General features: G+C 65.4%; 21 protein-coding genes, 1 tRNA gene, 1 pseudogene and 1 riboswitch. Of the genes and pseudogenes, 13 read left to right on the top strand and 10 right to left on the bottom strand.

All coding sequences use genetic code 11. From position 1 onward, the window contains the following. Positions 1-11: 11 nt before the first annotated feature. Positions 12-254 (bottom strand): annotated as a pseudogene (locus FVF75_RS16260) (hypothetical protein); the annotation flags it as partial. A 407-nt stretch (positions 255-661) separates the two neighbouring features. On the opposite strand from FVF75_RS16260, the gene ade reads away from it, so the two are divergent. From ade to FVF75_RS16230, 6 genes are all read left to right on the top strand, one after another. Continuing rightward, positions 662-2467, top strand: a complete 1806-nt coding sequence (gene ade, locus FVF75_RS16255; RefSeq protein ID WP_148379838.1) for an adenine deaminase — start codon at positions 662-664, stop codon at positions 2465-2467. After that, complete coding sequence (locus tag FVF75_RS16250) at positions 2467-3954, top strand: AMP nucleosidase (protein WP_148379837.1); 1488 nt, start codon at positions 2467-2469, stop codon at positions 3952-3954. Before ade ends, FVF75_RS16250 begins: the two co-directional genes overlap by 1 nt. 144 nt (positions 3955-4098) lie before the next feature. Beyond that, positions 4099-4386 carry an HU family DNA-binding protein gene (locus FVF75_RS16245; RefSeq protein WP_148379836.1) on the top strand — a complete coding sequence of 96 codons (288 nt, stop codon included), beginning with the start codon at positions 4099-4101 and terminating at the stop codon, positions 4384-4386. A gap of 81 nt (positions 4387-4467) precedes the next feature. After that, on the top strand, positions 4468-5349 hold the full coding sequence (locus FVF75_RS16240) for a DMT family transporter (RefSeq protein WP_148379835.1): 882 nt from the start codon (positions 4468-4470) through the stop codon (positions 5347-5349). A gap of 80 nt (positions 5350-5429) precedes the next feature. After that, positions 5430-6125, top strand: a complete 696-nt coding sequence (locus FVF75_RS16235) for a cytochrome c biogenesis CcdA family protein (protein WP_148379834.1) — start codon at positions 5430-5432, stop codon at positions 6123-6125. Positions 6126-6138: 13 nt separating this feature from the next. Next, positions 6139-6552, top strand: a complete 414-nt coding sequence (locus FVF75_RS16230) for a thioredoxin family protein (protein ID WP_148379833.1) — start codon at positions 6139-6141, stop codon at positions 6550-6552. 4 nt (positions 6553-6556) lie between these two features. Here the strand turns inward: FVF75_RS16230 and aroC are convergent, their stop codons facing one another. Continuing rightward, a complete protein-coding gene (aroC, locus tag FVF75_RS16225) occupies positions 6557-7657 on the bottom strand; it encodes a chorismate synthase (RefSeq protein WP_148379832.1) in 1101 nt (366 codons plus the stop codon). Positions 7658-7726: 69 nt separating this feature from the next. Continuing rightward, positions 7727-7827: riboswitch (TPP riboswitch) on the top strand. A gap of 32 nt (positions 7828-7859) precedes the next feature. On the opposite strand from aroC, the gene thiB reads away from it, so the two are divergent. Genes thiB through FVF75_RS16210 form a run of 3 tightly spaced genes read left to right on the top strand, consistent with a single transcriptional unit; the run spans position 7860 to position 11066 of the window. Continuing rightward, a complete protein-coding gene (thiB, locus tag FVF75_RS16220) occupies positions 7860-8849 on the top strand; it encodes a thiamine ABC transporter substrate binding subunit (RefSeq protein ID WP_148379831.1) in 990 nt (329 codons plus the stop codon). Next, the gene (locus FVF75_RS16215) at positions 8825-10387 is read left to right on the top strand and encodes an ABC transporter permease family protein (protein WP_148379830.1); all 1563 of its coding nucleotides are present in this window, start codon (positions 8825-8827) and stop codon (positions 10385-10387) included. Before thiB ends, FVF75_RS16215 begins: the two co-directional genes overlap by 25 nt. Further along, a complete protein-coding gene (locus FVF75_RS16210; protein WP_148379829.1) occupies positions 10374-11066 on the top strand; it encodes a thiamine ABC transporter ATP-binding protein in 693 nt (230 codons plus the stop codon). The genes FVF75_RS16215 and FVF75_RS16210 overlap by 14 nt, the downstream gene beginning before the upstream one ends. Here the strand turns inward: FVF75_RS16210 and FVF75_RS16205 are convergent. From FVF75_RS16205 to dapF, 8 genes are all read right to left on the bottom strand, one after another. Beyond that, positions 11063-11503: a GFA family protein gene (locus FVF75_RS16205; protein ID WP_148379828.1), complete on the bottom strand. Its 441-nt coding sequence runs from the start codon at positions 11501-11503 to the stop codon at positions 11063-11065. The two genes, FVF75_RS16210 and FVF75_RS16205, sit on opposite strands and share 4 nt — an antisense overlap. A 102-nt stretch (positions 11504-11605) precedes the next feature. Then, the gene (locus FVF75_RS16200; protein ID WP_148379827.1) at positions 11606-12412 is read right to left on the bottom strand and encodes a cytochrome c1; all 807 of its coding nucleotides are present in this window, start codon (positions 12410-12412) and stop codon (positions 11606-11608) included. Between the two features lie 19 nt (positions 12413-12431). Next, the gene (gene petB / locus FVF75_RS16195; RefSeq protein ID WP_148379826.1) at positions 12432-13757 is read right to left on the bottom strand and encodes a cytochrome b; all 1326 of its coding nucleotides are present in this window, start codon (positions 13755-13757) and stop codon (positions 12432-12434) included. 11 nt (positions 13758-13768) lie between these two features. Next, on the bottom strand, positions 13769-14332 hold the full coding sequence (gene petA / locus FVF75_RS16190) for a ubiquinol-cytochrome c reductase iron-sulfur subunit (protein ID WP_148379825.1): 564 nt from the start codon (positions 14330-14332) through the stop codon (positions 13769-13771). Positions 14333-14566: 234 nt separating this feature from the next. Beyond that, on the bottom strand, positions 14567-15169 hold the full coding sequence (locus FVF75_RS16185; RefSeq protein WP_148379977.1) for a glutathione S-transferase: 603 nt from the start codon (positions 15167-15169) through the stop codon (positions 14567-14569). A gap of 4 nt (positions 15170-15173) precedes the next feature. Next, positions 15174-15452 (bottom strand): hypothetical protein, encoded by a 279-nt coding sequence (locus FVF75_RS16180; RefSeq protein ID WP_148379824.1) that lies wholly within the window; start codon positions 15450-15452, stop codon positions 15174-15176. A 93-nt stretch (positions 15453-15545) separates the two neighbouring features. Next, on the bottom strand, positions 15546-16793 hold the full coding sequence (gene mtaB / locus FVF75_RS16175; RefSeq protein WP_148379823.1) for a tRNA (N(6)-L-threonylcarbamoyladenosine(37)-C(2))-methylthiotransferase MtaB: 1248 nt from the start codon (positions 16791-16793) through the stop codon (positions 15546-15548). Continuing rightward, positions 16793-17626, bottom strand: a complete 834-nt coding sequence (gene dapF / locus FVF75_RS16170; protein ID WP_148379822.1) for a diaminopimelate epimerase — start codon at positions 17624-17626, stop codon at positions 16793-16795. The genes mtaB and dapF overlap by 1 nt, the downstream gene beginning before the upstream one ends. A 95-nt stretch (positions 17627-17721) precedes the next feature. Here dapF and FVF75_RS16165 point away from each other — a divergent pair. The 4 genes from FVF75_RS16165 to glgC all read left to right on the top strand — a co-directional run bounded on the left by FVF75_RS16165 (position 17722) and on the right by glgC (position 23934). Then, positions 17722-17797: transfer RNA gene (locus FVF75_RS16165), tRNA-Lys, on the top strand. Positions 17798-18024: 227 nt separating this feature from the next. Further along, complete coding sequence (locus FVF75_RS16160) at positions 18025-20427, top strand: glycogen/starch/alpha-glucan phosphorylase (protein WP_246138115.1); 2403 nt, start codon at positions 18025-18027, stop codon at positions 20425-20427. A gap of 14 nt (positions 20428-20441) precedes the next feature. After that, positions 20442-22646 (top strand): 1,4-alpha-glucan branching protein GlgB, encoded by a 2205-nt coding sequence (gene glgB, locus FVF75_RS16155; protein WP_148379821.1) that lies wholly within the window; start codon positions 20442-20444, stop codon positions 22644-22646. 13 nt (positions 22647-22659) lie between these two features. Then, entirely contained in the window at positions 22660-23934 is a 1275-nt protein-coding gene (gene glgC, locus FVF75_RS16150) for a glucose-1-phosphate adenylyltransferase (RefSeq protein WP_148379820.1), read from the top strand.

Genomic DNA, 23934 nt, shown 5'->3' with positions numbered 1-23934 from the left:
ACCCGCAAGCCTCAGGCGGCATAGTCCGACCCTTCGGCATCAAGGATCAGCTTTATCTCATCCAGATGCCGCTCGGCCTGCCCCGGATAGCCGTCGATCTCGCGCGCGGTCTTTTCGGCGATGTCGTCGGGCATCACCCGAAGCGGCTGGCCGGTTTGAAGCGCGCGGATATAGGTCTCGGCGGCACGCTCGAAATAGAACAGGCGGTTGAAGGTCTCGGCCACGTTGGCGCCGGTGACCATGATACCGTGACTACAGATCACCAGAGAATTAAAAGAACATTAAGGCAACTTTCATGCCTTGAAAGATCCATATTTACCTTTTCTTGACACGGTTGGTAAGCCTATAGTTTGTATGAGGCCCATCGGCACTCCCAATATCTGCTCGCTACTGCGAGGGAAAGGAGGTGGTTAGATGGCAGGATGCAAGAAGGTCACGAAGACCGTACGCAGTGGCAAGAAGCCGGGTCCAAAAACTGTACCGGTGAAGCCGCACCGACGCTCCAAGCCCAAGAAGGGCTGCTAGGCGGCAAACTTAGCTGACGAAACGTCGATGGGCCTCAATTTCAGTGAATCATGGGCAGTTCGCTTCTACAAGGACAAATTCTTCGAGTTATAACTCGAGACCTTGCACTCGCCCGCCTTTGCTTCACAATCACTCCATGAGCGATACACCCTTCAAATCCTGGCCCGAAAGCGCCGCGCGACTTGTCGCGGTTGCCGCCGGGCGTGAACCTGCCGATTGCGTGATCCGTGGCGGCAAGCTGGTCAATGTGCAGAGCCGCGAAGTGCTGGACGGCTGGCAGGTGGCGATCGCCGACGGGCGCTTTGCCTATGTCGGCCCGGACGCCGGCCATTGCATCGGCCCCGATACCGAGGTGATCGAGGCCGATGGCCGTTATCTGATCCCCGGTCTTTGCGACGCCCATATGCATATCGAAAGCGGGATGCTGACCCCGGCGGGGTTCGCCCGCGCCGTCATCCCGCACGGCACCACCACCATGTTCACCGACCCGCACGAAATCGCCAATGTGCTTGGGTTGGACGGCGTGCGGATGATGCATGACGAGGCGATGCTGCAGCCGGTCAACATCTTCACCGAGATGCCCTCCTGCGCGCCCAGCGCGCCGGGGCTGGAAACCACCGGGTTCGAGATCAGCGCCGAGGATGTGGCCGAGGCGATGACCTGGCCGGGCATCATCGGGCTGGGCGAGATGATGAACTTTCCCGGCGTGGTCAATGCCGACCCCAAGATGCTGGCCGAGATCGCGGCGACGCAGGTGGCGGGCAAGATTGTGGGCGGGCATTATGCCAGCCCCGACCTTGGCACGGCGTTTCACGCCTATGCCGCCGGCGGGCCGGCCGACGATCACGAAGGCACCTGCGAGGCCGATGCGATTGCGCGGGTGCGTCAGGGCATGCGCGCGATGATGCGGCTGGGCTCGGCCTGGTATGACGTCGAGACGCAGATTACCGCCGTCACCGAAAAGGGGCTCGATCCGCGCAACTTCATCCTCTGCACCGACGACAGCCATTCCGGCACGCTGGTCCATGACGGGCATATGAACCGGGTGGTGCGCCACGCCATCGCTTGCGGCTGCGATCCGCTGGTGGCGCTGCAGATGGCGACGATCAACACCGCCACGCATTTCGGGCTGGAACGCGAGTTGGGGTCCATCGCTCCGGGGCGGCGGGCGGATGTGATCCTGACTTCGGACCTCGTGACGCTGCCGATCGAGCAGGTCATCGCGCGGGGGCGGACGGTGGCGATGGACGGCAAGATAACCGTCGAGACGCCGCATCTGGACTGGCCCGACAGCGCGCGGGGCACCGTGCATCTGGGCAAGACCCTGAGCGCCGCCAATTTCGAAATCATTGCCCCCGAGGGCGCCAACCGCGTCACCGCCAAGGTGATCGGCGTGGTCGAGAACCAGGCGCCGACCAGGGCGCTGACGGCCGAACTGGAGGTGCGAGACGGGATCGTCGACGGCGATGCGGCCGCCGACGTGGCGCAGATCGCGCTGGTTGAGCGGCACCGGGGCACCGGCGGCGTGGTCAACGGGTTCGTGTCGGGTTTCGGCTACACCGGCAACATGGCGATGGCCTCGACCGTGGCGCATGACAGCCACCACATGATCGTGGTCGGCACCTCGCGCACCGACATGGCGCTGGCGGCGAACCGGCTGGGCGAGGTTGGCGGCGGCATCACCGTGTTTCGGGACGGGCGGGAAATCGCGCTGGTGGAACTGCCGATCGCCGGGCTGATGTCGGAAGAACCCGCCGAGATCGTCGCCGCCAAGGCGCAAGCGATGGTCGAGGCGATGGCGGCCTGTGGCTGCACACTCAACAACGCCTACATGCAGCACTCGCTCCTGGCGCTGGTCGTCATTCCCGAGCTGCGGATTTCCGACCTCGGACTTGTCGATGTGACCGCCTTCAAGATTACCGATCTGTTCGAGGAGCCCTGATGTCGCCCCGAGACCTGACCCTGCCGGTCGTGACCCCGGCGATTCCCGAGCCGGAGCGATTCCGAGACCCCGCCGCCGCGGTTGCCCGCCTGAACGAGCTTTACGATGACGCCTGCGCCTTCCTGACCGAGAAATTCTCGCAGGCCGCGATCGGTGCGGCGCGACCGAAGAACCGGTTTCGCGCCTATTACCCCGAGATCCGGCTGCGCACCTCGAGCCACGATCCGATCGACAGCCGGTTGAGCTTTGGCCATGTTTCGGGGCCGGGGGCGTATTCGACCACGATCACCCGGCCCGACCTGTTCGGCGACTACCTGACGCAGCAGATCGCGTTGTTGATGCAGAACCACGGCGTGCCGATCTGGATCGGGTTGTCGACCACCCCGATCCCGGTGCATTTCGCGGTTGCCGGACGCTCGGACATCACCGTGCCACAGGAAGGCGCGATGCCGTTTCCGCTGCGTGACGTGTTCGACGTGCCCGACCTGTCGACCACCCATGACAACATCGTCAACGGGCTGGGCTATCTGCACGCCGACGGCTCGTCGCCCTTGGCGCCGTTCACCGCGCAGCGCGTCGACTATTCGCTGGCGCGGCTGGCGCATTACACGGCAACCCTGCCCGAGCATTTCCAGAACCACGTTCTGTTCACCAACTACCAGTTCTATGTCGAGGAATTCGAGGCCGTCGCCCGCGCCATGCTGGCCGATCCCGACAGCGGCTATACCAGTTTCGTCGGGCCGGGGAACTGCGAGATCTTCGAGGCCGGTTGCAGCATCGACCACCCGGCCAAGCTGCCGCAGATGCCGACCTATCACCTCAAACGGCCCGACCGCAGCGGCATCACCCTGGTCAACATCGGGGTCGGCCCGTCCAATGCCAAGACCGCGACCGACCACATCGCGGTGCTGCGCCCGCATGCCTGGCTGATGGTCGGCCATTGCGCCGGCCTGCGCAACTCGCAGCGGTTGGGCGATTTCGTGCTGGCACATGCCTACCTGCGCGAAGACAAGGTGCTGGACGACGACCTGCCAACCTGGGTGCCGATCCCGCCGCTGGCGGAAATCCAGATCGCGCTGGAAAACGCCGTGGCGGAGGTGACCGAGCTGGAGGGCTACGAACTCAAGCGGATCATGCGCACCGGCACGGTGGCGAGTTTTGACAACCGCAACTGGGAATTGCGTGAGCATACCGGCCCGGTGCAGCGGCTGAGCCAGTCGCGCGCCATCGCGCTCGACATGGAAAGCGCCACCATCGCCGCCAACGGTTTTCGCTTCCGGGTGCCCTATGGAACCCTGCTCTGCGTGTCCGACAAACCGCTGCATGGCGAGTTGAAATTGCCGGGCATGGCGAGCGAATTCTACACCTCTCAGGTCGCCCGGCACCTCCTGATCGGCATCCGCGCCATGGAGCTTTTGCGCGAGATGCCGCTCGAGCGCATCCACAGCCGGAAACTGCGCTCGTTCGAGGAAACCGCCTTTCTGTAGGGGGAATGCGAAAATCCGACGAAATATCGGTGGAAAACCCGTTATTTTCCGGCTTTTTTCGACACCAGAGATTGTGCGGCGCGCCGACTATCAGTTAAATGCGCCGCATCGAACCCAAGAATGGGACATGTGAGGAGAGAATACATGGCGAAACCGATGACCAAGACCCAACTGGTCGCTGCCCTGGCCGAAGAAATGGGCTCGGACAAGAAAGCCGCTGCGGCGGCGCTGGACGCGGTGACTTCGGTCATTACCCGCGAAGTCTCGGGCGGCGGTGCCGTCACCCTGCCGGGCGTCGGCAAGATCTATTGCCGCGAACGGCCCGAGCGCATGGTGCGCAACCCCGCCACCGGCGAGCAGATCAAGAAAGACGCCGACAAGGTGGTCAAGATGACCATCGCAAAGGCACTCAAGGACAGCGTCAACAACTGACGCGCCCGCCCGGCCTTGCGCCGGGCCATGTTTTGGATAGGGTCGCCCGACGGCGGCCCTTTTCTTTTTTCCGGAGACAGGATGGACATTCGCGCGACCTTGATGGGGCTGGGGTTCGCCCTGATGTGGTCGTCCGCCTTTACCTCGGCGCGGATCATCGTCGCCGACGCCCCGCCGATCAGCGCGCTGGCGCTGCGCTTCGTGATCTCCGGGCTGCTGGGCATCGCCATCGCCGCCGGCCTTGGTCAGAAGATCAGCCTGACACGCGGCCAGTGGTTTTCGGTCGTGGTTTTCGGGATCTGCCAGAATGCGCTCTACCTCGGGCTGAACTTCGTGGCGATGCAGTGGATCGAGGCCGGTCTGGCTTCGATCATCGCGTCGACCATGCCGCTGCTGGTGGCCGCGCTGGGCTGGATCGTGTTTCGTGACCGGCTGTCGCCGCTGGCGTTGGCCGGGTTGGTCACGGGCTTTGCCGGGGTTGCGCTGATCATGGGCACGCGCCTGTCGGGTGGCGTCGACCTGACCGGCCTCGTGCTGTGTGTCATTGCCGCGCTGGCGCTCGCGGTGGCCACGCTGACGGTGCGCAGCGTTTCGGGCGGCGGCAACCTCTTGATGGTGGTGGGGCTGCAAATGCTGGTCGGCGCTGCAGCACTGGCCCCCTTCGGGCTGGCCTTCGAAACCCACGTCGTCACCTGGAGCTGGCAACTGGTGGTCGCCTTCATCTACACCACGCTGGTGCCTGGCCTGGCCGCGACATGGGTCTGGTTCAAGCTGGTGGCGCGGATTGGCGCGGTGCGTGCCTCGACCTTCCATTTCCTCAACCCGTTCTTCGGCGTGACCATCGCTGCTGTCCTTCTGGGCGAGTCGCTCGGGCTTTTCGATGTCGTCGGCGTTGCGGTGGTGACGCTGGGCATCCTCGCCGTGCAACTGGCCAAGCAGCGGCCTGCGGGGCCCGCCGTCTGAAACATTCCCTGACGCGGAGTTGACCCGGCTCACGGCTTCGTTGCGTGACTGCACGCACGGCTCCGGGTCATCTGACCACCATGGAACTGATCCTAGCCTATGCCGCCGGGCTGCTGACGCTGATCAACCCCTGCGTCCTGCCGGTTTTGCCTATCGTGCTGGCAACCGCGCTTCAGGCCTCGCGCCTTGGGCCAGTCGCACTGGCGGCGGGGATGAGCCTGTCTTTCGTGGTGTTGGGAATGCTGGTCACCACCTTTGGCCATGCCATAGGGCTGACCGAAGACGTGGTCTCGCGCGCCGGTGCGGTGCTGATGCTGGGCTTTGGCGTCGTGCTATTGGTGCCACGCTTCAACGCCGCCTTCGCCACAGCCACCGCAGGCTTTGCCGCCCGTGCCGATGCCGGGCTTGACGGTGTCGACCGCTCGGGCCTGCCGGGGCAGTTTCTTGGCGGGCTGCTCCTTGGCGCGGTCTGGAGCCCCTGCATCGGGCCGACGCTGGGCGGCGCGATCTCGCTGGCCTCGCAGGGTGGAAGCCTAGCCTGGGCCGGGGCGATCATGGTGGCCTTCGCGCTGGGCGTCTCGACCCTGATCCTGGCCATCGGCTATGGCCTGCGCGCCACCGCACTCAGGCGCATGGCCGGTATTGCCCGCCCGGTGCTGGGCGTTGCCTTCATCCTCGTCGGGCTCGCGATTCTGTTCCGACTTCATCACGTCGCCGAAGCCTGGGCGGTGCAGAACCTGCCCGCCTGGCTGATCGACCTGTCCGTTTCCATCTGACCCGGAGGTTTACATGAAACGCCGCACATTCCTTGCCACCCTCGCCGCCACCCCGCTTCTGCCCACGCTCGCCCATGCCGCGCCGCTCGACTACAAGCCCGGCCTGATCAACGAACGGATCGACGCGGGCGAGACGGTGTTCCTCGACTACAAGGCCAGTTGGTGCACCACCTGCGCCGCGCAGGAACGCGTTCTGGACGCGCTTAAGGCCGAGAACCCGGCCTACGAGGCCAGGATCACCTTCATCAACATCGACTGGGACACCTGGGCGCGCACCGAGGTGGTGTCGTCGCTGAACGTGGTGCGCCGCTCGACCCTGATCGCGATCGGCCCGGACCGGCGTGAGATCGGCCGTATCGTCGCCGGAACCGGCCGCGACGAGATCAAGGCGCTGATGGACGCGGCTTTGGCGGTGGCGACAAGCTGACGCCTCAGCCGATCCGCCCGCACGGGCCGTCACCGACCTGCGCGCGATGAAGCAGCAGGTGGTCGAGGATGACACAGGCCGCCATCGCCTCGCCCACCGGCACGGCGCGGATGCCGACGCAGGGGTCGTGACGGCCCTTGGTGACGATCTCGGCAGGTTCGCCCGCCTTGGTGATGGTCTTGCGCGGCGTCAGGATCGAGCTGGTCGGCTTGACCGCGAAGCGCACCACGACGTCCTGCCCAGTCGAGATACCGCCAAGGATGCCGCCCGCGTGGTTCGAGCTGAACTCCGGCCCATCCGGCCCCATCGCGATCTCGTCGGCATTCACCTCGCCGGTCAGCATCGCGGCATTCATGCCCTCGCCGATCTCGACGCCCTTGACGGCATTGATCGACATCATCGCGGCGGCAAGGTCGGTGTCGAGCTTGGCATAGATCGGCGCACCCAGCCCTGCAGGTGCGCCGCGCACCACCACCTCGACCACCGCCCCCACCGAACTGCCCGATTTGCGCAGCCCGTCGAGATAGGTGGCCCAGGTCTCGGCGGCTTTGGCGTCAGGCGTCCAGAACGGATTGCGCTCGATCTCGTCCCAGTCGATGCGGGCGCGGTCGATCTCGTGCACGCCCATCCGCGTCATGTAGCCCCGGATCTCGATTCCCGGAACCAGCGCCTTCAGCACCTCGCGCGCCACACCGCCCGCGGCCACCCGCGCGGCGGTTTCGCGTGCCGAAGAGCGCCCGCCGCCGCGCGGATCGCGGATGCCGTATTTCAGCCAATAGCTGATGTCGGCATGGCCGGGGCGGAACTTCTCGACGATGTCGCCATAGTCCTTCGAGCGCTGGTCGGTGTTCTCGATCATCAACTGGATCGGCGTGCCGGTGGTTTGGCCCTCATAGACACCCGACAGGATGCGCACCTCGTCCGCCTCGCGCCGCTGGGTGGTGTATTTCGACTGGCCGGGCTTGCGCCGGTCGAGCCAGTGTTGAAGCATCTCGGGCGCCAGCGCCACCCCCGGCGGCACACCGTCCACGGTCGCGCCCAGCGCGGGTCCGTGGCTTTCGCCCCATGTGGTGACGCGGAAGATATGTCCGAAAGAGTTCATCATGGCCGGGTTCCCTTCGCAAATCCGTTTATGGCTTTCACCTTGCAGGAGCAAGCCTTCGGGGCTAGGCTCACAGTCACCTCGGGGTGCCGCATGCGCGGCTGAGATGCACCAGCAAACCCGTTGAACCTGAACCGGTTAGGACCGGCGGAGGGAAGGTCAGGATCATCCTACCGGAACGCCGCCCGCCCGTATGGAGGATGACATGAAGACACTCACCATCGCAGCGGGATTTGCAGCCATCGCCACAGTGGCGGTTGCCCAGACCCCTGTTCTTACCATTTACACCTATGACAGCTTCGTTTCCGAATGGGGCCCCGGCCCGGTGATCGAGACCGCGTTCGAGGCCGAATGCGGCTGCGATCTGCGCTTTGTCTCGGTCGGGGACGGCGCCGAGATCCTGTCGCGCCTGCGCCTCGAAGGCCCGCGCACCGAGGCCGATATCGCCATCGGACTTGATGGCAACCTGACGGCAGCGGCACGCGAGACCGGGATATTCGCACCGACCGGTGCTGACCTGCCCGCGCTCGACCTGCCGATCGGCTGGGAGGACGACACCTTCGTGCCCTATGACTGGGGCTATTTCGCCTTCGTCTACGACAAGACCAGGCTGGCGACCCCGCCCGCCTCGTTCGACGAACTCGCCGCGTCAGACCTCAAGATCCTGATCCAGGACCCGCGTTCCTCGACACCGGGGCTGGGGCTGCTGTTGTGGGTCAAGGCGGTCTATGGCGACGAGGCCGAGGCGGCGTGGACGGCGCTGAACCGCCGCGTCGTGACCGCTACCAAGGGCTGGTCGGAAGCCTACGGCATGTTTCTTGAGGGCGAGGCCGACATGGTCCTGTCCTACACCACTTCGCCCGCCTATCACATCATTGCCGAGGACGACGACAGCAAGGCCGCCGCGATCTTCGACGAAGGCCACTACATGCAGATCGAGGTGGCGGCGAAACTGGCGACCACCGATCAGCCGGAACTGGCGGACAGGTTCCTCGCCTTTTTGCTGAGCGGTGAAATCCAGGCCGCCATCGCCACGACCAACTGGATGTATCCGGCGGTGATGCCCGAAGGCGGTTTGCCCGAAGGGTTCGGCGCGGCGCTCGACCCCGCAAAGGCTCTGGTCTACCTCGGTGAAGAGGCGCGGACCAAGCGTGATGAGGCATTGGCCGAATGGCTCGCCGCGTCCTCCAGATAAGCCCCGCGACCTGGGCCGGCGGCATCGCGCTGGCCCTCGTCCTTGCGCTGAGCTTCGGCTCGCTCGCTGCCGTCGCCCTGCGCGCCGAAGGGGACACGGGACTTGGTCCCGCCGACTGGGCCGCGATCCGCTTCACGCTGGTGCAGGCGCTTTTGTCGGCGGCGATCAGCGTGGCGCTGGCGGTGCCGGTCGGGCGGGCACTGGCGCGGCGGCGCTTTGCCGGGCGGCAGGTGCTGATCACGCTCTTGGGTGCGCCCTTCATCCTGCCGGTGATCGTCGCAGTGTTGGGCCTGATCGCGGTGTTCGGGCGGGGCGGCATCCTGTCGCAAGCCCTCGGGCTCATGGGGTTCGAGCCGATCTCGATCTACGGCTTTCACGGCGTCGTGCTGGCGCACGTGTTCTTCAACCTGCCGCTGGCGACGCGGCTGATCCTGCAAGGTTGGCTCGACATTCCCTCCGAGCGTTTTCGGCTGGCGGCCTCGCTGGGCTTCGGCACGCGCGATGTTGCGCGGGTTCTGGAGCGCCCGATGCTGCGGCAGGTGCTGCCCGGCGCGTTCTTGGTGATCTTTTTACTATGCCTGACCAGTTTCGCGGTGGCGCTGACGCTGGGCGGCGGGCCGCGCGCGACCACGGTGGAACTGGCCATCTACCAGTCCTTCCGGTTCGACTTCGACCTTGGCCGCGCGGCGCTGCTGGCGCTGGTGCAATTCGCGCTGGGTGCCGCGGCGGCGCTGGTGGCGCTGAGGGTCGCCCTGCCCACGGGTATCGGCGCCGGGCTCGACCGTCCGATGACGCGCTGGGATGCGGCGTCGGGCTGGCTCAGGGTGCAGGATGCGGCCCTGATCGCGCTGGCAACGCTGTTCCTGGTGGTTCCGCTGGCGATGATCGCCATCAACGGGGCCGCAGCACTTCCGAGTCTGCCCGCTTCCGTCGGCTGGGCGGCGCTGCGGTCGCTGGCGGTGGCGCTGGGCTCGGCTGCCCTGACGCTGCTGCTGGCCCTGTCGATCGCCGCGCTGGTGGTGCGGCGCGGCTCGAAACTGGCCGAGGCGATCGGCACGCTGACCATCGCCGCCTCGCCGCTGGTGATTGGCACCGGCCTGTTCGTGATCCTGTTCCCGCTGATCCGGCCCGAGCGGGTGGCGCTGGAGGTCACCGTGCTGGTCAATGCCGCGATGTCGCTGCCCTTCGCCCTGCGCGCGCTGGTGCCTGCCCTGACCGCCGTTGAGGCCGATTTCGGCCGGCTCGCGGATGAGTTGGGGCTGACCGGCACCTCCCGGCTGCGCCGCCTGTGGCTGCCGCGCCTGCGTCGTCCATTGGGGTTTTCCGCCGGGCTGGCGGCGGCGCTGTCAATGGGTGATCTGGGCGTGATCGCGGTGTTCGCCAGCCCCGATGGCGGCACGCTGCCGTTGCAGATATACCGGCTGATGGCGGCCTACCGGATGGGCGATGCCGCCGGGGCCGCACTGTTGCTGCTGGCCTTGTCACTGGCCTTGTTCTGGGTCTTCGACCGTGGGGGGCGGCTGGATGCTGACGCTTGAAAAGATGCTCGTCGCGCTGGAGGACTGGACGCTGAGCGCCGATTTCACGGTGCCAACCGGGGCCAAGGTCGCGGTGCTTGGCCCCTCGGGCGCGGGCAAGTCGACGCTGCTCGCCGCGATTGCCGGCTTTCTGCCGGTGGCCTCGGGCCGGGTCATGTGGAACGCGGCAGAGCTGACCGCGGCACCACCGGCCGCGCGGCCCGTTTCGATGATCTTTCAGGACAACAACCTGTTTCCGCACCTGACCGCCGCACAGAATGTCGGGCTGGGGCTGCGGCCCGATCTCAGGCTGGACGCCGACCAGCACAAGGCGGTCGACAAGGCGCTGGCCCGGGTCGGGCTGGCCGGGTTCGGGCCGCGCAAGCCGGGCCGCTTGTCCGGCGGTCAGGCGGCGCGTGTGGCCCTTGCCCGCGCGCTTTTGCGCAACCAGCCGCTGATGCTGCTGGACGAGCCGTTCGGCGCGCTGGGTCCGGCGCTGCGTACCGAGATGCTCGATCTCGTGGCCGATCTGGCCGACGAGACCGGGGCGACGCTGATGATGGTCAGCCATGAACCCGACGACGCGAAATCCATCGCCGATCTGGTCATCCTGGTGGCCGAGGGCATAGCCTATCCGCCGGTGCCGACCGCCGAGATTTTCGCCAACCCGCCAAAGGCGCTCAGCGACTACCTGGGTTAGGGGACGATGTCCCCGGCCCCTGGCACGGGCGGCTGGCCGGGGAATTGCGGCGCGTCATCGTCGATCTGGCAACAGGCCGATCTCTGGTCGACGAAGGCGTGGCGAAAGACCTGAAGGCCGCTGCAATCGTCCAGCAACCCCGCGTGCAGCACCACCATGCCGGCACCTTCCAGCAGGACTGGCAGGGGCGAGCCGCAGGTCTTGCAGAAATTCCGGCGATAGGCGGGCGGCTCATGCAGGATGGGCGCGGTATAGCTGGCCACCCCGCCTTCATCCCCAACCCATCGAAACCCGTCCGCCGAAGCGGCGATTTCCGGCGCGAACAGCCCGCCGGTGGCGCGGCGGCAACGTTCGGCATGGCAGGCCTGGATCTGGCTGACCCAACCATCGACTTCAAAGCCGACCCGCCCGCACAGGCATCTTCCGGTGAGTTTCATGTCGACCCCGCCCCTTTTGTCGCCTGCGACCCTAGGCTGCCGTGCCGACCCGGCAAGAAAAAAGGCGCCCCGAAAGGCGCCTTTTACGTTCTGTCGAACCGATCAGAGCTTGGCTTGCTTGCCGCCGTGCTTGACCGGATACCAGAGCTTCTTGTTGGTGAGGTAGAGCAGCGCGCTCAGAAGCACCAGAAGCGTGACCGCGACAAAGCCCGCCTGCTTGCGCGCCATCATCTTCGGCTCCGCCGTCCACATCAGGAACGCGGCGACGTCCTCGGCCAGGTTCTGGGCATCGTTCGGATGCCCGTCGTCATAGTCGATCAGCCCGTCGTCAAGCTGCGGCGCCATCGAGACCCAGCCACCGTCGAACGCGGTGTTCTCATAGAGATACTGGCCCGCGACCTCGTCTTCCTCGCCGGTAAAGCCCATCAGGAAGCTGGCGATATATTCCGCACCGCCGATGCCCCGGAACAGCTGGTTGATGCCCGTGCCATAGGGTCCGTGAAAGCCGGCGCGGGCCTTGGCCATCAGGCTCAGGTCCGGCCCCATGCCCTCGCCGGTGACGGCGGGGAAATGGTCGGACGGCTTGGCTTCGCGCCAGTCGTCGAGTTCGGGATCATAGATCTCGAAGTTCTCGGCGGCAAAGGCGCGCACCTCGTCCTCGGTGTAGCCCGGCCCGCCGGGATCGGCGAGCGTGCGCAGCGGCACATATTTCAACCCGTGGCAGGACTGGCAAACCTCGACAAAGACTTTCAGGCCGCGTTGCAGCTGCGCCTGATCGTATTTGCCGAACGGCCCTTCGAACGAGAACGCGATGTCCTCGATATGGGTGTCTCCGCCGCCGGCGGCGTTTGCGCCGCCAGCCATCAGCGCCATCGCGGCAATCGCGGTGAGGGTGAGTTTCCTGATCATTGTCCTACGATCCTTTCTCTCACTCAGCCGCCGAGCCGGAGGCTTCGGGGTAGTGGGCGTTGAAGTCATCTTCGATGGTCTTCGGCGGCGTCTTCGGCTTTTCCATGATTCCCAGCAGCGGCAGGATGATCAGGAAGTAGGCGAACCAGTAGGTCGCACCGATCAGCGAGATCCAGTCGTGCGGGAAGTTGGTGTCACGCGCGCCGACCCAGGTCAGCACGATGAAGTCGATCACCAGCAGCCTGAACCACCACTTGAACATCGGCCGGTTCTGCCCCGAGCGCACCTTGGAGGTGTCGAGCCAGGGGGTGAAGACCATCACCAGGATCGCACCGAACATCGCCAGCACGCCGAAGAACTTGGCGTCGACGATGCCACCGGTGATGAAGCTAGCGAGCTGCACCGCCCAGACATCGGAGGTGAAGGCGCGCAGGATCGCGTAGAACGGCAGGTAATACCATTCCGGCACGATATGCGCGGGCGTCACCAGAGGGTTGGCTTCGATGTAGTTGTCCGGGTGGCCGAGGTAGTTCGGCATGAAACCGACGACCGCGAAGAACACCAGCAGCACAACCGCCAGCGCGAACAGGTCCTTGATCACGAAGTAGGGCCAGAACGGCAGCGTGTCCTTCTTCGCCTCTTCCTTCGACCCACGCCGCACCTCGACCCCGGTGGGGTTGGAGTTGCCGGTGGTGTGGAACGCCCAGATGTGCACCGCGACCAGCGCGGCGATCACGAAGGGCAGAAGGTAGTGCAGCGAGAAGAAGCGGTTCAGCGTGGCGTTGTCCACCGCCGGGCCGCCCAGCAGCCAGGTCTGGATCGCGTCGCCGATGAACGGGATCGCGCCGAACAGGCCGGTGATCACGGTCGCGCCCCAGAACGACATCTGCCCCCAGGGCAGCACGTAGCCGAGGAACCCGGTCGCCATCATCGCGAGATAGATCAGCATCCCGATGATCCAGGTCACTTCGCGCGGCGCCTTGTAGGAGCCGTAGAACAGACCGCGGAACATGTGGATATAGACCGCGAGGAAGAACAGAGAGGCGCCGTTGGCGTGGACGTAACGCAGCATGTGCCCGCCGTTCACGTTGCGCATGATGTGTTCGATCGAGGCGAAGGCCAGGTCGACATGCGGCGTGTAGTGCATCACCAGCACGATGCCGGTCACGATCTGCAACACCAGCGTGAAAGCCAGAACGATGCCCCAGATCCACCACCAGTTCAGGTTCTTGGGCGTGGGGATCATGATCGTGTCATAGGCAAGCGCCACAATCGGCAGCCGCGCATGAAGCCATTTTTCGAACCGCGTACCCGGTTCGTAGTGGTCGTGGGGAATTCCCGACATGTCCGTCCTCCCTAGCCCAGCTTGATCGTCGTTTCGTCGAGGAATTCGGCGACCGGAACCGGAAGGTTCTCCGGCGCCGGGCCTCGGCGGATACGGCCGGACGCATCGTAGTGCGAGCCGTGGCAGGGGCAATACCAGCCGTCGTAGTCACCCGCGCCGTTGCCCAGAGGCACGCAGCCGAGATGGGTGCAAACCCCGATCATCACCAGCCATTTGCCTTCTTCGTCCAACGCCCGGTTGGCGTCGGAGGCATCGGCGGTTCCGTCGATGTTGTGGTTGCGCGCCAGGTCGTCGGGCAGGTCCGCATCGTCATCGGCACGCGCTTCGGCAATCTCTTCCTCGGTGCGGTGGCGGATGAAAACCGGCTTGCCCAGCCATTTGACCGTCAGCTGGCTGCCTTCCTCGACACCCGAGATATCAACCCGGATCGAGCTGAGCGCCTTCACGTCCGCCGAGGGGTTCATCTGGTCGACAAGCGGCCAGACAGCGGCGCCCGTCGCCACGACGGCGGTGCCGGCCGTGGCATAATAGAGGAAATCCCGGCGGGTCCCTTCGTGGTCGTCTGCGTGTGACACGAGAGCTTCTCCCTTCCTGGGCCGCCGACGCGGCCGACACGACATGCGGCCACGGTTGCCCGCAGCCCATTGCGCGGGTGTTTAGCGCGCTGAAATCCACCCGTCCAGCGGACAATCGCGCGCAGGGGGCTCCAGCCTGCGTCGAAGCAGCGCGCCCCCTTGGAAAAAATTGAAATTGTTCCCGATTTGCACCGCTTGCGCCCGGTCAGGCGCCGCGGCCCCTCTCGCCGCGCCTTATTCCGGCCTGGTCGCCTTCATGCTGTCGCGTTCGGCAAACACCGCGAACCAATCGTCCAGCGAATCCCGGCCCTTGCGCCAGCCGCGCGCGTCATGGCGGAAATCGAGATAGCCCAGCGCGCAGCCGACCGCGATCTGACCGGCGTCGAGCGGCCCGGCAAGGTGGCTCATCCAGCGTTCGTTGAGCGTGTCGAGCGCGTTCTCGACCTTGCCCCACTGCGCCTCGATCCAGCCCTTGTCCTGGGTGTTCTCTGGCCGGCAGCGGCCTTCGTAGACGATCAGCGTGGCCGCATCCATGATCGCGTCGCCGGTCGCCTCCAGCGTCAGCGTCTCCCAGATGTGGCGGTCGGGATAGAGCTTGCCGCCGGCGCGGGCATCCAGAAACCGGGTTATCACACGGCTGTCATAGAGCGTGCAGCCATCGGGCCGCACCAGCGCCGGGATCTTGCGCGTGGGGTGCGCCGCGGCCAGCTCCGGCGCCGGCTGGGTCGGCGTGGTGGCGACGGACACCAGCTCGACCTCGTCGGTCTGCCTGGTCTCGTGCAGAACCACCCGGACCTTGCGCACATAGGGCGAAGCCGGCGAATACATCAGTTGCATCATGTCAAACCTTCCTGAACCGCACCCGGCCCAGCGCGGTGGCGTCGATCTCGATCCCAGGGCCGGAGGTGCTGAAACGGAACACCCGGCGCATCCGGCCGGTGGCGTTCACCTGTTCGGCCTCGCGCCGCAGGGTCATCCCCTCGGGCGTTTCGTCGAACGAATCCTCGGCGCGCTGGTCGCGACGCCCCCGCTCGATCCGGCGGGCAATGGTGTAGGTCGCGATCGCCACGGTGCCGTAGCGAAGCGACAGGGCAATGATCGGAGCAAGCGGAAGCGGCATGTGATCCTCCTTCACATCGCCTGAATGTAGGAAGCGCGGGGCACTCTGTCCATCCCGCCGCGCCCGGAAACCACCCGGGGCGCGCAACACCGCCTATGCCGTCAGACGCTGGCCGTCGTGTCCCGTGATCGTGGCCGTCACCACCTGCCCTTCGGCCTGATCCGACGCGAAAATCACCTCGGCAAACTGCTCGGTGCGCCCCATGCGGGGGCTTTCCATCAGAACCGCATGGCCGTGGCCCACCTGCGCCGACAAGTGACGGTCAACCTGCCGTTCGCCCGCTGCCCGCAACCGCGCCGCACGATCCTTGATCGCGCCGCCATGCACCTGCGGCATCCGCGCGGCGGGCGTGCCCTGGCGTGGCGAATAGGGAAAGACGTGCAGCCATGTCAGGCCGCATTCCTCGACCAGCCGCAGCGAATTGTCGAAATGCGCCTCGGTCTCGGTCGGAAAACCGGCGATGATGTCTGCACCGAAGGTGATGTCGGGCCGGAGCCGCCGCGCCTCGTCGCAAAACGCGATGGCATCGTCGCGCAGATGCCGCCGCTTCATGCGCTTCAGGATCAGGTCGTCGCCATGCTGAAGGCTCAGATGCAGATGCGGCATCAGACGCGGCTCGGTCGCGATGGCCAGCATCAGGTTGTCGTCGGCCTCGATCGAGTCGATCGAACTGATCCGCAACCGCGCCAGATCCGGCACCAGCCGCAGGATACGCATGACCAGGTCGCCCAGACGCGGCGCGCCGGGCAGATCGGCACCCCACGAGGTCAGATCGACGCCGGTCAGCACCACCTCGTTGTAGCCCGTGCCGACCAACCGCTTGATCTGCTCGACCACGACGCCGGCGGGGACGGAACGCGAATTGCCGCGGCCATAGGGGATGATGCAGAAGGTGCAGCGATGATCGCAACCGTTCTGCACCTGCACGTAGGCGCGGCTTCGCGTGCCGAAGCCGTCGATCAGGTGGCCGGCGGTCTCGGTCACCGACATGATGTCGTCGATCCGCACCTTCTCGGTGGCCTCGGTCAGCCCGGCCCAGGTGGACGGCTCCATCTTGGCGGCGTTGCCGATCACCGCGTCGACCTCGTCCATCGCCGCGAAGGTCTCGGGCTCGGTCTGCGCGGCACAGCCGGTGACGATCAGGCGCGCACTCGGGTTGTCGCGCCGCAGTCGCCGGATCTCCTGGCGCGCCTTGCGCACCGCCTCGGCGGTGACAGCGCAGGTATTGACGATCACCGCATCCTCGACCCCGGCCTCGGCGGCCAGCGCCTTCATCGCCTCGGTCTCATAGGCGTTCAGGCGACAGCCGTGGGTCGCGAAAATGGGGGGCCTGGCCGCCATCACAACCGCTCCAGGAATTCCGGTGTCAGCACGGCATCGAACACATGTGCAGTCGGGCCGGTCATCCAGACGCCATCATCGCGCCAGTCGAGCGCCAGCCAGCCGCCATCGACCTCGATCCGCACCTTGCGGTCGGTCAAGCCGCGCTGCACCGCCGCCACCGCCGTGGCGCAGGCGCCCGACCCGCAGGCAAGGGTAATGCCGGTGCCACGCTCCCACACCCGCATCCGGATCTCGTCACGGCCGCGCACCTCGGCGAATTCGACGTTGGTGCGTTGGGGGAAAAGCGGGTCATGCTCGACCCTGGGGCCGATCCCGGCAACGTCCACCGCCTCGGCGTCATTGACGAAGAACACCGCGTGCGGGTTGCCCATGCCGACCGCCACCGGATCGCCGTCAAGCGGCAGGTGCTGCACGTCGACCGCACGCGCCAGCGGAACCTCGGCCCAGTCGGTCTGCGGCTGGCCCATGTTCACATGCACCTCGCCCGCGATCCGCCGCGCCTCGAGCGGCCCGCGCGCGGTGCGGATCGTCAGAGCGTCGCGCCCGCTCTCATCCATCAGGAACCTCGCAACGCAGCGGGTGGCGTTGCCGCAGGCCCCCGCCCGGCTGCCATCGGCGTTCCAGAAATCAAGCTCGATATCGGCGCTTTCGCTGTCGCGTATCTCGGCCAACTGGTCGAAGCCGACGCCGCGATGCCGGTCGCCCAACCCGCGTGCCAGAGCCTCGGTCACACGCGCCGACCGCCCCCGTGAATCGATGATCACGAAGTCATTTCCGGCCCCATGCCATTTCATGATGGCCAGACCCCTATCCGCGCGCGCGCTGGTCATGGCCCGCATATACGCCCACGCCGACGCATTTGCCAGTAGCCCCGGATTTAGCGCTTGACCGGATGGAAACACGGCGATACCTAGCCCCCCGCAGTGGGCCGTTAGCTCAGTTGGTAGAGCAACTGACTTTTAATCAGTGGGTCGCAGGTTCGAATCCTGCACGGCTCACCACTTGCATCATATCCCGAAGGCGTGAGGTCACGAGACCCTGAGCCGCACCGTGCTGCCTTGGTCATACCGATACAACGCACTGCCCCGAACAACGCGCAGTTGACGCCCTTTCGGTCCGCATGCATGTGACCCCTCCCCATCCGCCCGGGCGTCCGGCCCGTAAGGTTGGGCTGGAATGTTTCAGCTGATAGCGCTATCAGCCCTGCAAAGACACAAAAGGATCGCGCGTGAGCCAAGAACCGTCTCCCCGTCTGACGCAGGACAATCTGCGCGACGACATCCTGCATCATCTCAAGTTCACCGTCGGCAAGGACCCCGGTCATGCTTCAAGCTATGACTGGCGGCTGGCGTTGTCGTTTGCGCTGCGCGATCGCATCGTCGAGCCGTGGTTCGCCTCGACCCGCAAGACCTGGAAGGAAGACCGCAAGCGCGTGTTCTACCTGTCGATGGAATTTCTGATCGGGCGCATCGTCGAAGACGCGGCGATCAATCTCGGGCTGCAAGACACCGCCCGCGCCGCACTGGCCGAGCTTGGGCAGGATTTCGACGCGCTGGCCGACGATGAGCCCGACGCCGCGCTGGGAAATGGAGGGCTTGGCCGGCTGGCGGCCTGTTACATGGAGAGCATGGCGACGATCGGCTGCCCCGGCTATGGCTATGGCATCCGCTACGAACATGGCCTGTTCCGCCAGCGGTTCGAGGCCGGGCGGCAGGTCGAAACCCCCGAAGACTGGCTGACCCAGCGGCATCCGTGGGAATTCGAGCGCCCGGAATGCGCCTATACCATCGGCTTCAAGGGCGATGTGCACGAGGTCGATGGCCGCGCGGTCTGGACGCCGGGGGAAACCGTGATCGCCTCGGCCTACGACATGCCGGTGGTCGGCTGGCAGGGGCGCTGGGCCAACACGCTCCGGCTCTGGGGCGCGATGCCGACGACGCTGTTCGATCTGGAGCGGTTCAACCGCGGCGATTTCACCGCCGCCGCCGAGCCCGAGACGCTGGCGCGCACCATCAGCCGGGTGCTTTACCCCGACGATACCACCTACCAGGGCAAGGAACTGCGGCTGAAACAGGAATACTTCATGGCCTCGGCGGCAATTCAGGACATCCTGCGCCGCTATCTGGAATCGCATGAAGACCTGAGCCAGCTTGACGAACATGTCGCGATCCAGCTCAACGACACCCACCCGGCGCTGGCCGGGCCGGAGCTGATCCGGCTGATGGTCGATGAACATGCGATGGAGTTCGACACCGCCATGCGGATCGCGCAGGGCTGCCTGGGCTACACCAACCACACGCTTCTGCCCGAGGCGCTGGAGCGTTGGTCGACCTGGCTGATGGGAACCGTGCTGCCGCGCCACATGCAGATCATCGAGATGATCGACGCGGCGCATGCGACGGCCCACCCGGATCGCCCCGCCAGCGTGGCCATCGTGCGCGGCAACGAGGTGCACATGGGCGAGCTGTCGTTCATCATGGCGCACAAGGTCAACGGTGTCTCGGCGCTGCATTCCGGGCTGGTGAAATCGACCCTGTTTCACGAACTTGACGCGCTGCACCCGGGCCGAATCATCAATGTCACCAACGGCATCACGCCCCGGCGCTGGCTGCGCCTGGCCAACCCCGGGCTGGCCGATCTGATCAGCGAGACCATCGGCGAAGGCTGGGAGGCCGACCTCGACCGGCTCAAGGGGCTGGAGCCGCACGCGGACGATGCGGGCTTTCTCGACCGGTTCATGGCGGTGAAGCGGGCCAACAAGGCCGCCGTTTCGAACTGGGTCAGCGCCACGCTTGGCGTGACCGTCAGCCCCGACGCGATGTTCGATGTGCAGGTCAAGCGCATCCACGAATACAAGCGCCAGCTGATGAACGTGCTTGAGACCATCGCCCAGTGGCACGAGATCAAGAAAAACCCCGGCGGCGATTTCGTGCCGCGGGTCAAGGTCTTTGGCGGCAAGTCGGCACCGGGCTATGCGGTGGCGAAAGAGATCATCCACCTGATCAACGATGTCGCGAGGGTGGTGAACAACGACCCCGAGATCGGTGACCGGCTGAAGGTGGTCTATCCGCCCAACTACAACGTCTCAATGGCCGAAACCCTGATTCCCGCCGCCGACCTGTCAGAGCAGATCTCGACCGCAGGCAAGGAAGCCTCGGGCACAGGCAACATGAAACTCAGCCTGAACGGCGCGTTGACCATCGGCACGCTGGACGGGGCCAACGTCGAGATCCGTGAGCATGTGGGCGCCGAAAACTTCTTTCTGTTCGGAATGACCGCCGAAGAAGTGGTGCAGCGGCGCAAGAACGTGAACCACGCCCGCATGGCGATCGAGGCCAACGACGCGCTGCGCGACGTGCTGCAACTTCTGGCCGAGGGCCGGTTCTCGCCGGAACAGCCAGACCGCTATCACGGCATCGTCGACCGCATGTGGCACCATGACCATTACCTCGTCGCGTCAGACTTCGCGGACTACCAGCGCGCGCAGGCCGAGGTTGACGCAGCCTTCCTGGACCGTGACAGATGGGCGCGTATGGCCGCGCTCAACACCGCGCGGATGGGGTTTTTCTCGTCCGACCGGTCGATCCGTGATTACATGCGGGATGTCTGGGGGGCTGAATCGGCACTCTAGAAAGGGGGCAGACGATGGCAAAAAAGCCGGCAGCGACGACAGCGTTCAGGGTAACGGCGGACGCGGGCCGCGCCCTGGCCGAAGGCCGCCACCCCGACCCGTTTGCCATCCTCGGCCCGCATCGGGGGCAACTTGCCGCCTGGGTGCCGGGCGCGGCAACGCTTTCGCTGATCCAGGGGCGGGGTAAGCCCAAACCACTTACCCCCAACCCCGCCGCCCCGGGCCTGTTCGAAGGCCCTGTGGATGCCACCAAGCCCTATCGCCTGCGCGCCGAAAGCGCCGAGGGGGTAAGCTGGGAGTTCACCGACCCCTACCGCTTCGGCCCGGTGCTGGGCGAATTCGACGAACACCTGCTGGGCGAAGGCGGGCATCGACGGTTGTGGGAGGCGCTGGGCGCGCATCTCAAGACCCTCGACAAGGTATCGGGCACGCATTTCGCGGTCTGGGCGCCGAACGCCGAGCGGGTTTCGGTGGTCGGCGATTTCAACGCCTGGAACGGCACCGCCCACCCGATGCGCCGGCGCGGCGCGACGGGGGTGTGGGAGATCTTCATTCCCGGTCTCGGCGAAGGCACGGTTTATAAATACGAGATCCGCGCGCAAGGTGGCGTGATCTTGCCGCTCAAGGCCGATCCGGTCGGGTTCGGCTCCGAACATCCGCCCGCCACCGGCGCGGTCGTGCGGCGCAGCGGTCTGGGCCGCAAATGGCACGACGACGCATGGATGAAGACCCGCGCGGACAGGAACTCGGTCGACGCGCCGATTTCGGTCTACGAGGTGCACCTTGGCAGTTGGCGCCGGGCCGAAAACGGCAGCCGGCCGCTGTCCTACCATGAGCTTGCGACCGACCTGGTCGACTATGTCAAATGGATGGGCTTCACCCACATCGAGCTGATGCCGATCAGCGAGCACCCCTTCGACGGCTCCTGGGGCTACCAGCCGATCGGCATGTTCGCCCCCACCATCCGCCACGGCACACCGCAGGAATTCGCAGCCCTAGTCGAAGCCGCGCACAACGCGGGTCTTGGCGTGCTGTTCGACTGGGTGCCCGGTCATTTTCCGACCGACGAACACGGCCTTGGAAGGTTCGACGGAACCGCGCTTTATGAACATGCCGACCCCAAGGAAGGGTTCCACGTCGACTGGAACACGCTGATCTACAATTATGGCCGGGCCGAGGTCGCGAACTACCTCAAGGCCAATGCGCTTTACTGGCTCGAGGAGTATCACCTCGACGGGATGCGGGTGGATGCGGTGGCCTCGATGCTCTACCGCGACTATTCCCGCCAGCCCGGCGAATGGGTGCCCAACAAGGACGGCGGGCGCGAGAATTACGAGGCCATCGCGCTGCTTCAGGAAACCAACGTGCTGGCTTACGGCGAACACCCCGGCATCATGACGGTGGCCGAGGAATCGACCGCCTTTCCCGGCGTTTCGCGCCCGGTCGATCACGGCGGGCTGGGCTTCGGGTTCAAATGGAACATGGGCTGGATGAACGACTCGCTGGCTTACATGGAGAAAGAGCCGGTCTTTCGCAAATATCACCACGGCGACCTGACCTTCTCGACCGTCTACGCCTGGTCCGAGAATTTCATCCTGCCGATCAGCCATGACGAGGTGGTGCACGGCAAGGGTTCGATGCTGGCCAAGATGCCGGGCAACGCCTGGGAGCAGTTCGCCAACCTGCGCGCCTTCTATGGCTACATGTGGACCCATCCGGGCAAGAAACTGCTGTTCATGGGGCAGGAGTTCGCACAGGGGCGGGAATGGAACCATTCCGAAAGCCTTGACTGGCACCTGTGCGACGACCCGCAACATCAGGGCATCCAGACGCTGGTGCGCGACCTCAACCACCTCTACCGCGACACCCCGGCGCTGCATGTGAACGACACCCGGCCGGAAGGCTTCGGCTGGCTCGAGGCCAACGATGCCGAGCATTCGGTGTTCGCCTACTGGCGCAAGGGGCGCGACGGCGATCCGATGGCGGTCGTCGCGGTCAACATGACGCCGGTCGAGCGCCCCGTCTATCGCCTGGGCTTCCCGGCCCCGGGGCGCTGGGACGAGGTTCTGAACACCGACGCCGAAGTCTATGGCGGCGGCAATCGCGGCAATCTGGGCGGCGTCGAGACCGAGCCGGTGGACTGGCACGATCAGGCACAATCCGCCTATGTCGTGCTGCCGCCGCTGTCGGTTGTCGTGTTCCGACAGGCATCATCCTAGGGGAGGAATGAAAATGGCACCGAGCACCAACAACCGCCGGCTGGCATCGCAAAGCATGGCCTTCGTCCTGGCCGGTGGCCGCGGCAGCCGGCTGAAGGAACTGACCGACAAGCGCGCGAAACCTGCGGTCTATTTCGGTGGCAAGACCCGGATCATCGACTTTGCCCTGTCGAATGCACTGAACTCGGGCATCCGAAAGATGGCCATCGCCACGCAATACAAGGCGCATTCCCTGATTCGCCACTGTCAGCGCGGCTGGAGCTTTTTCCGGGCCGAACGCAACGAATACCTCGACATCCTGCCCGCCTCGCAGCGCATCGACGAAACCAACTGGTACAAGGGCACCGCCGACGCGGTGCGCCAGAACATCGACATCGTCGACAGCTACGACATCGAATACATCGTCGTCCTGGCCGGTGATCACATCTACAAGATGGATTACGAGATCATGTTGCAGGAGCACGCCGACACCGGCGCCGATGTGACCGTGGGCTGTCTGACCGTGCCGCTGGCCGAGGCCACCGCCTTTGGGGTGATGGATGTGGACGACAACGGGCGGATCACCCGGTTTCTGGAAAAGCCCGCCGACCCGCCGCACATGCCGGGCGATCCGAAACATGCTCTCGCCTCGATGGGCATCTACGTGTTCCGCTGGACGTTTCTGCGCGAGCTTCTGCTGCGCGATGCCGAAGATGCCGCGTCCAGCCACGATTTCGGCCATGACCTGATCCCTGGGATCGTCGCGAACGGCAAGGCGATGGCGCACAAGTTTTCCGACAGCTGCGTGCGCTCGGGACTGGAGGAAGAGCCGTATTGGCGCGATGTCGGCACCATCGACGCCTATTGGCAGGCCAACATCGACCTGACCGATTTCATCCCCAAGCTCGACATCTACGACCAGTCCTGGCCGATCTGGACCTATGCCGAGATCAAGCCGCCGGCCAAGTTCATCCACGACGAGGACGGACGGCGCGGCGCGGCGATTTCGTCGCTGATTTCGGGCGACTGCATCGTGTCGGGCTCCGAGGTGAAGCACTCGCTGTTGTTCACCGGGGTGCGGCTGAGGTCCTATTCGGCGCTCGATTTCGCGGTGGTGCTGCCCGACGTGACGGTGAATCGCAAGGCGAGGTTGAAGAACGTCGTGATCGACCGTGGCGTGGTGATCCCCGAGGGGCTGGTGGTCGGCGAGGATGCCGCCGAAGATGCCAAGTGGTTCCGGCGCACCGACGGCGGCATCGTGCTGATCACGCAGGAGATGCTGGACAGGCGCGCGCAGGAGCTGGGCTGA

It is taken from the genome of Maritimibacter fusiformis, assembly GCF_008086115.1.
In the GTDB taxonomy this organism is placed as follows: Bacteria; Pseudomonadota; Alphaproteobacteria; order Rhodobacterales; family Rhodobacteraceae; genus Muriiphilus; species Muriiphilus fusiformis.
The sequence above is the reverse complement of the archived record's forward strand: the minus strand, read 5'-3'. Positions and strand labels throughout refer to the sequence as shown.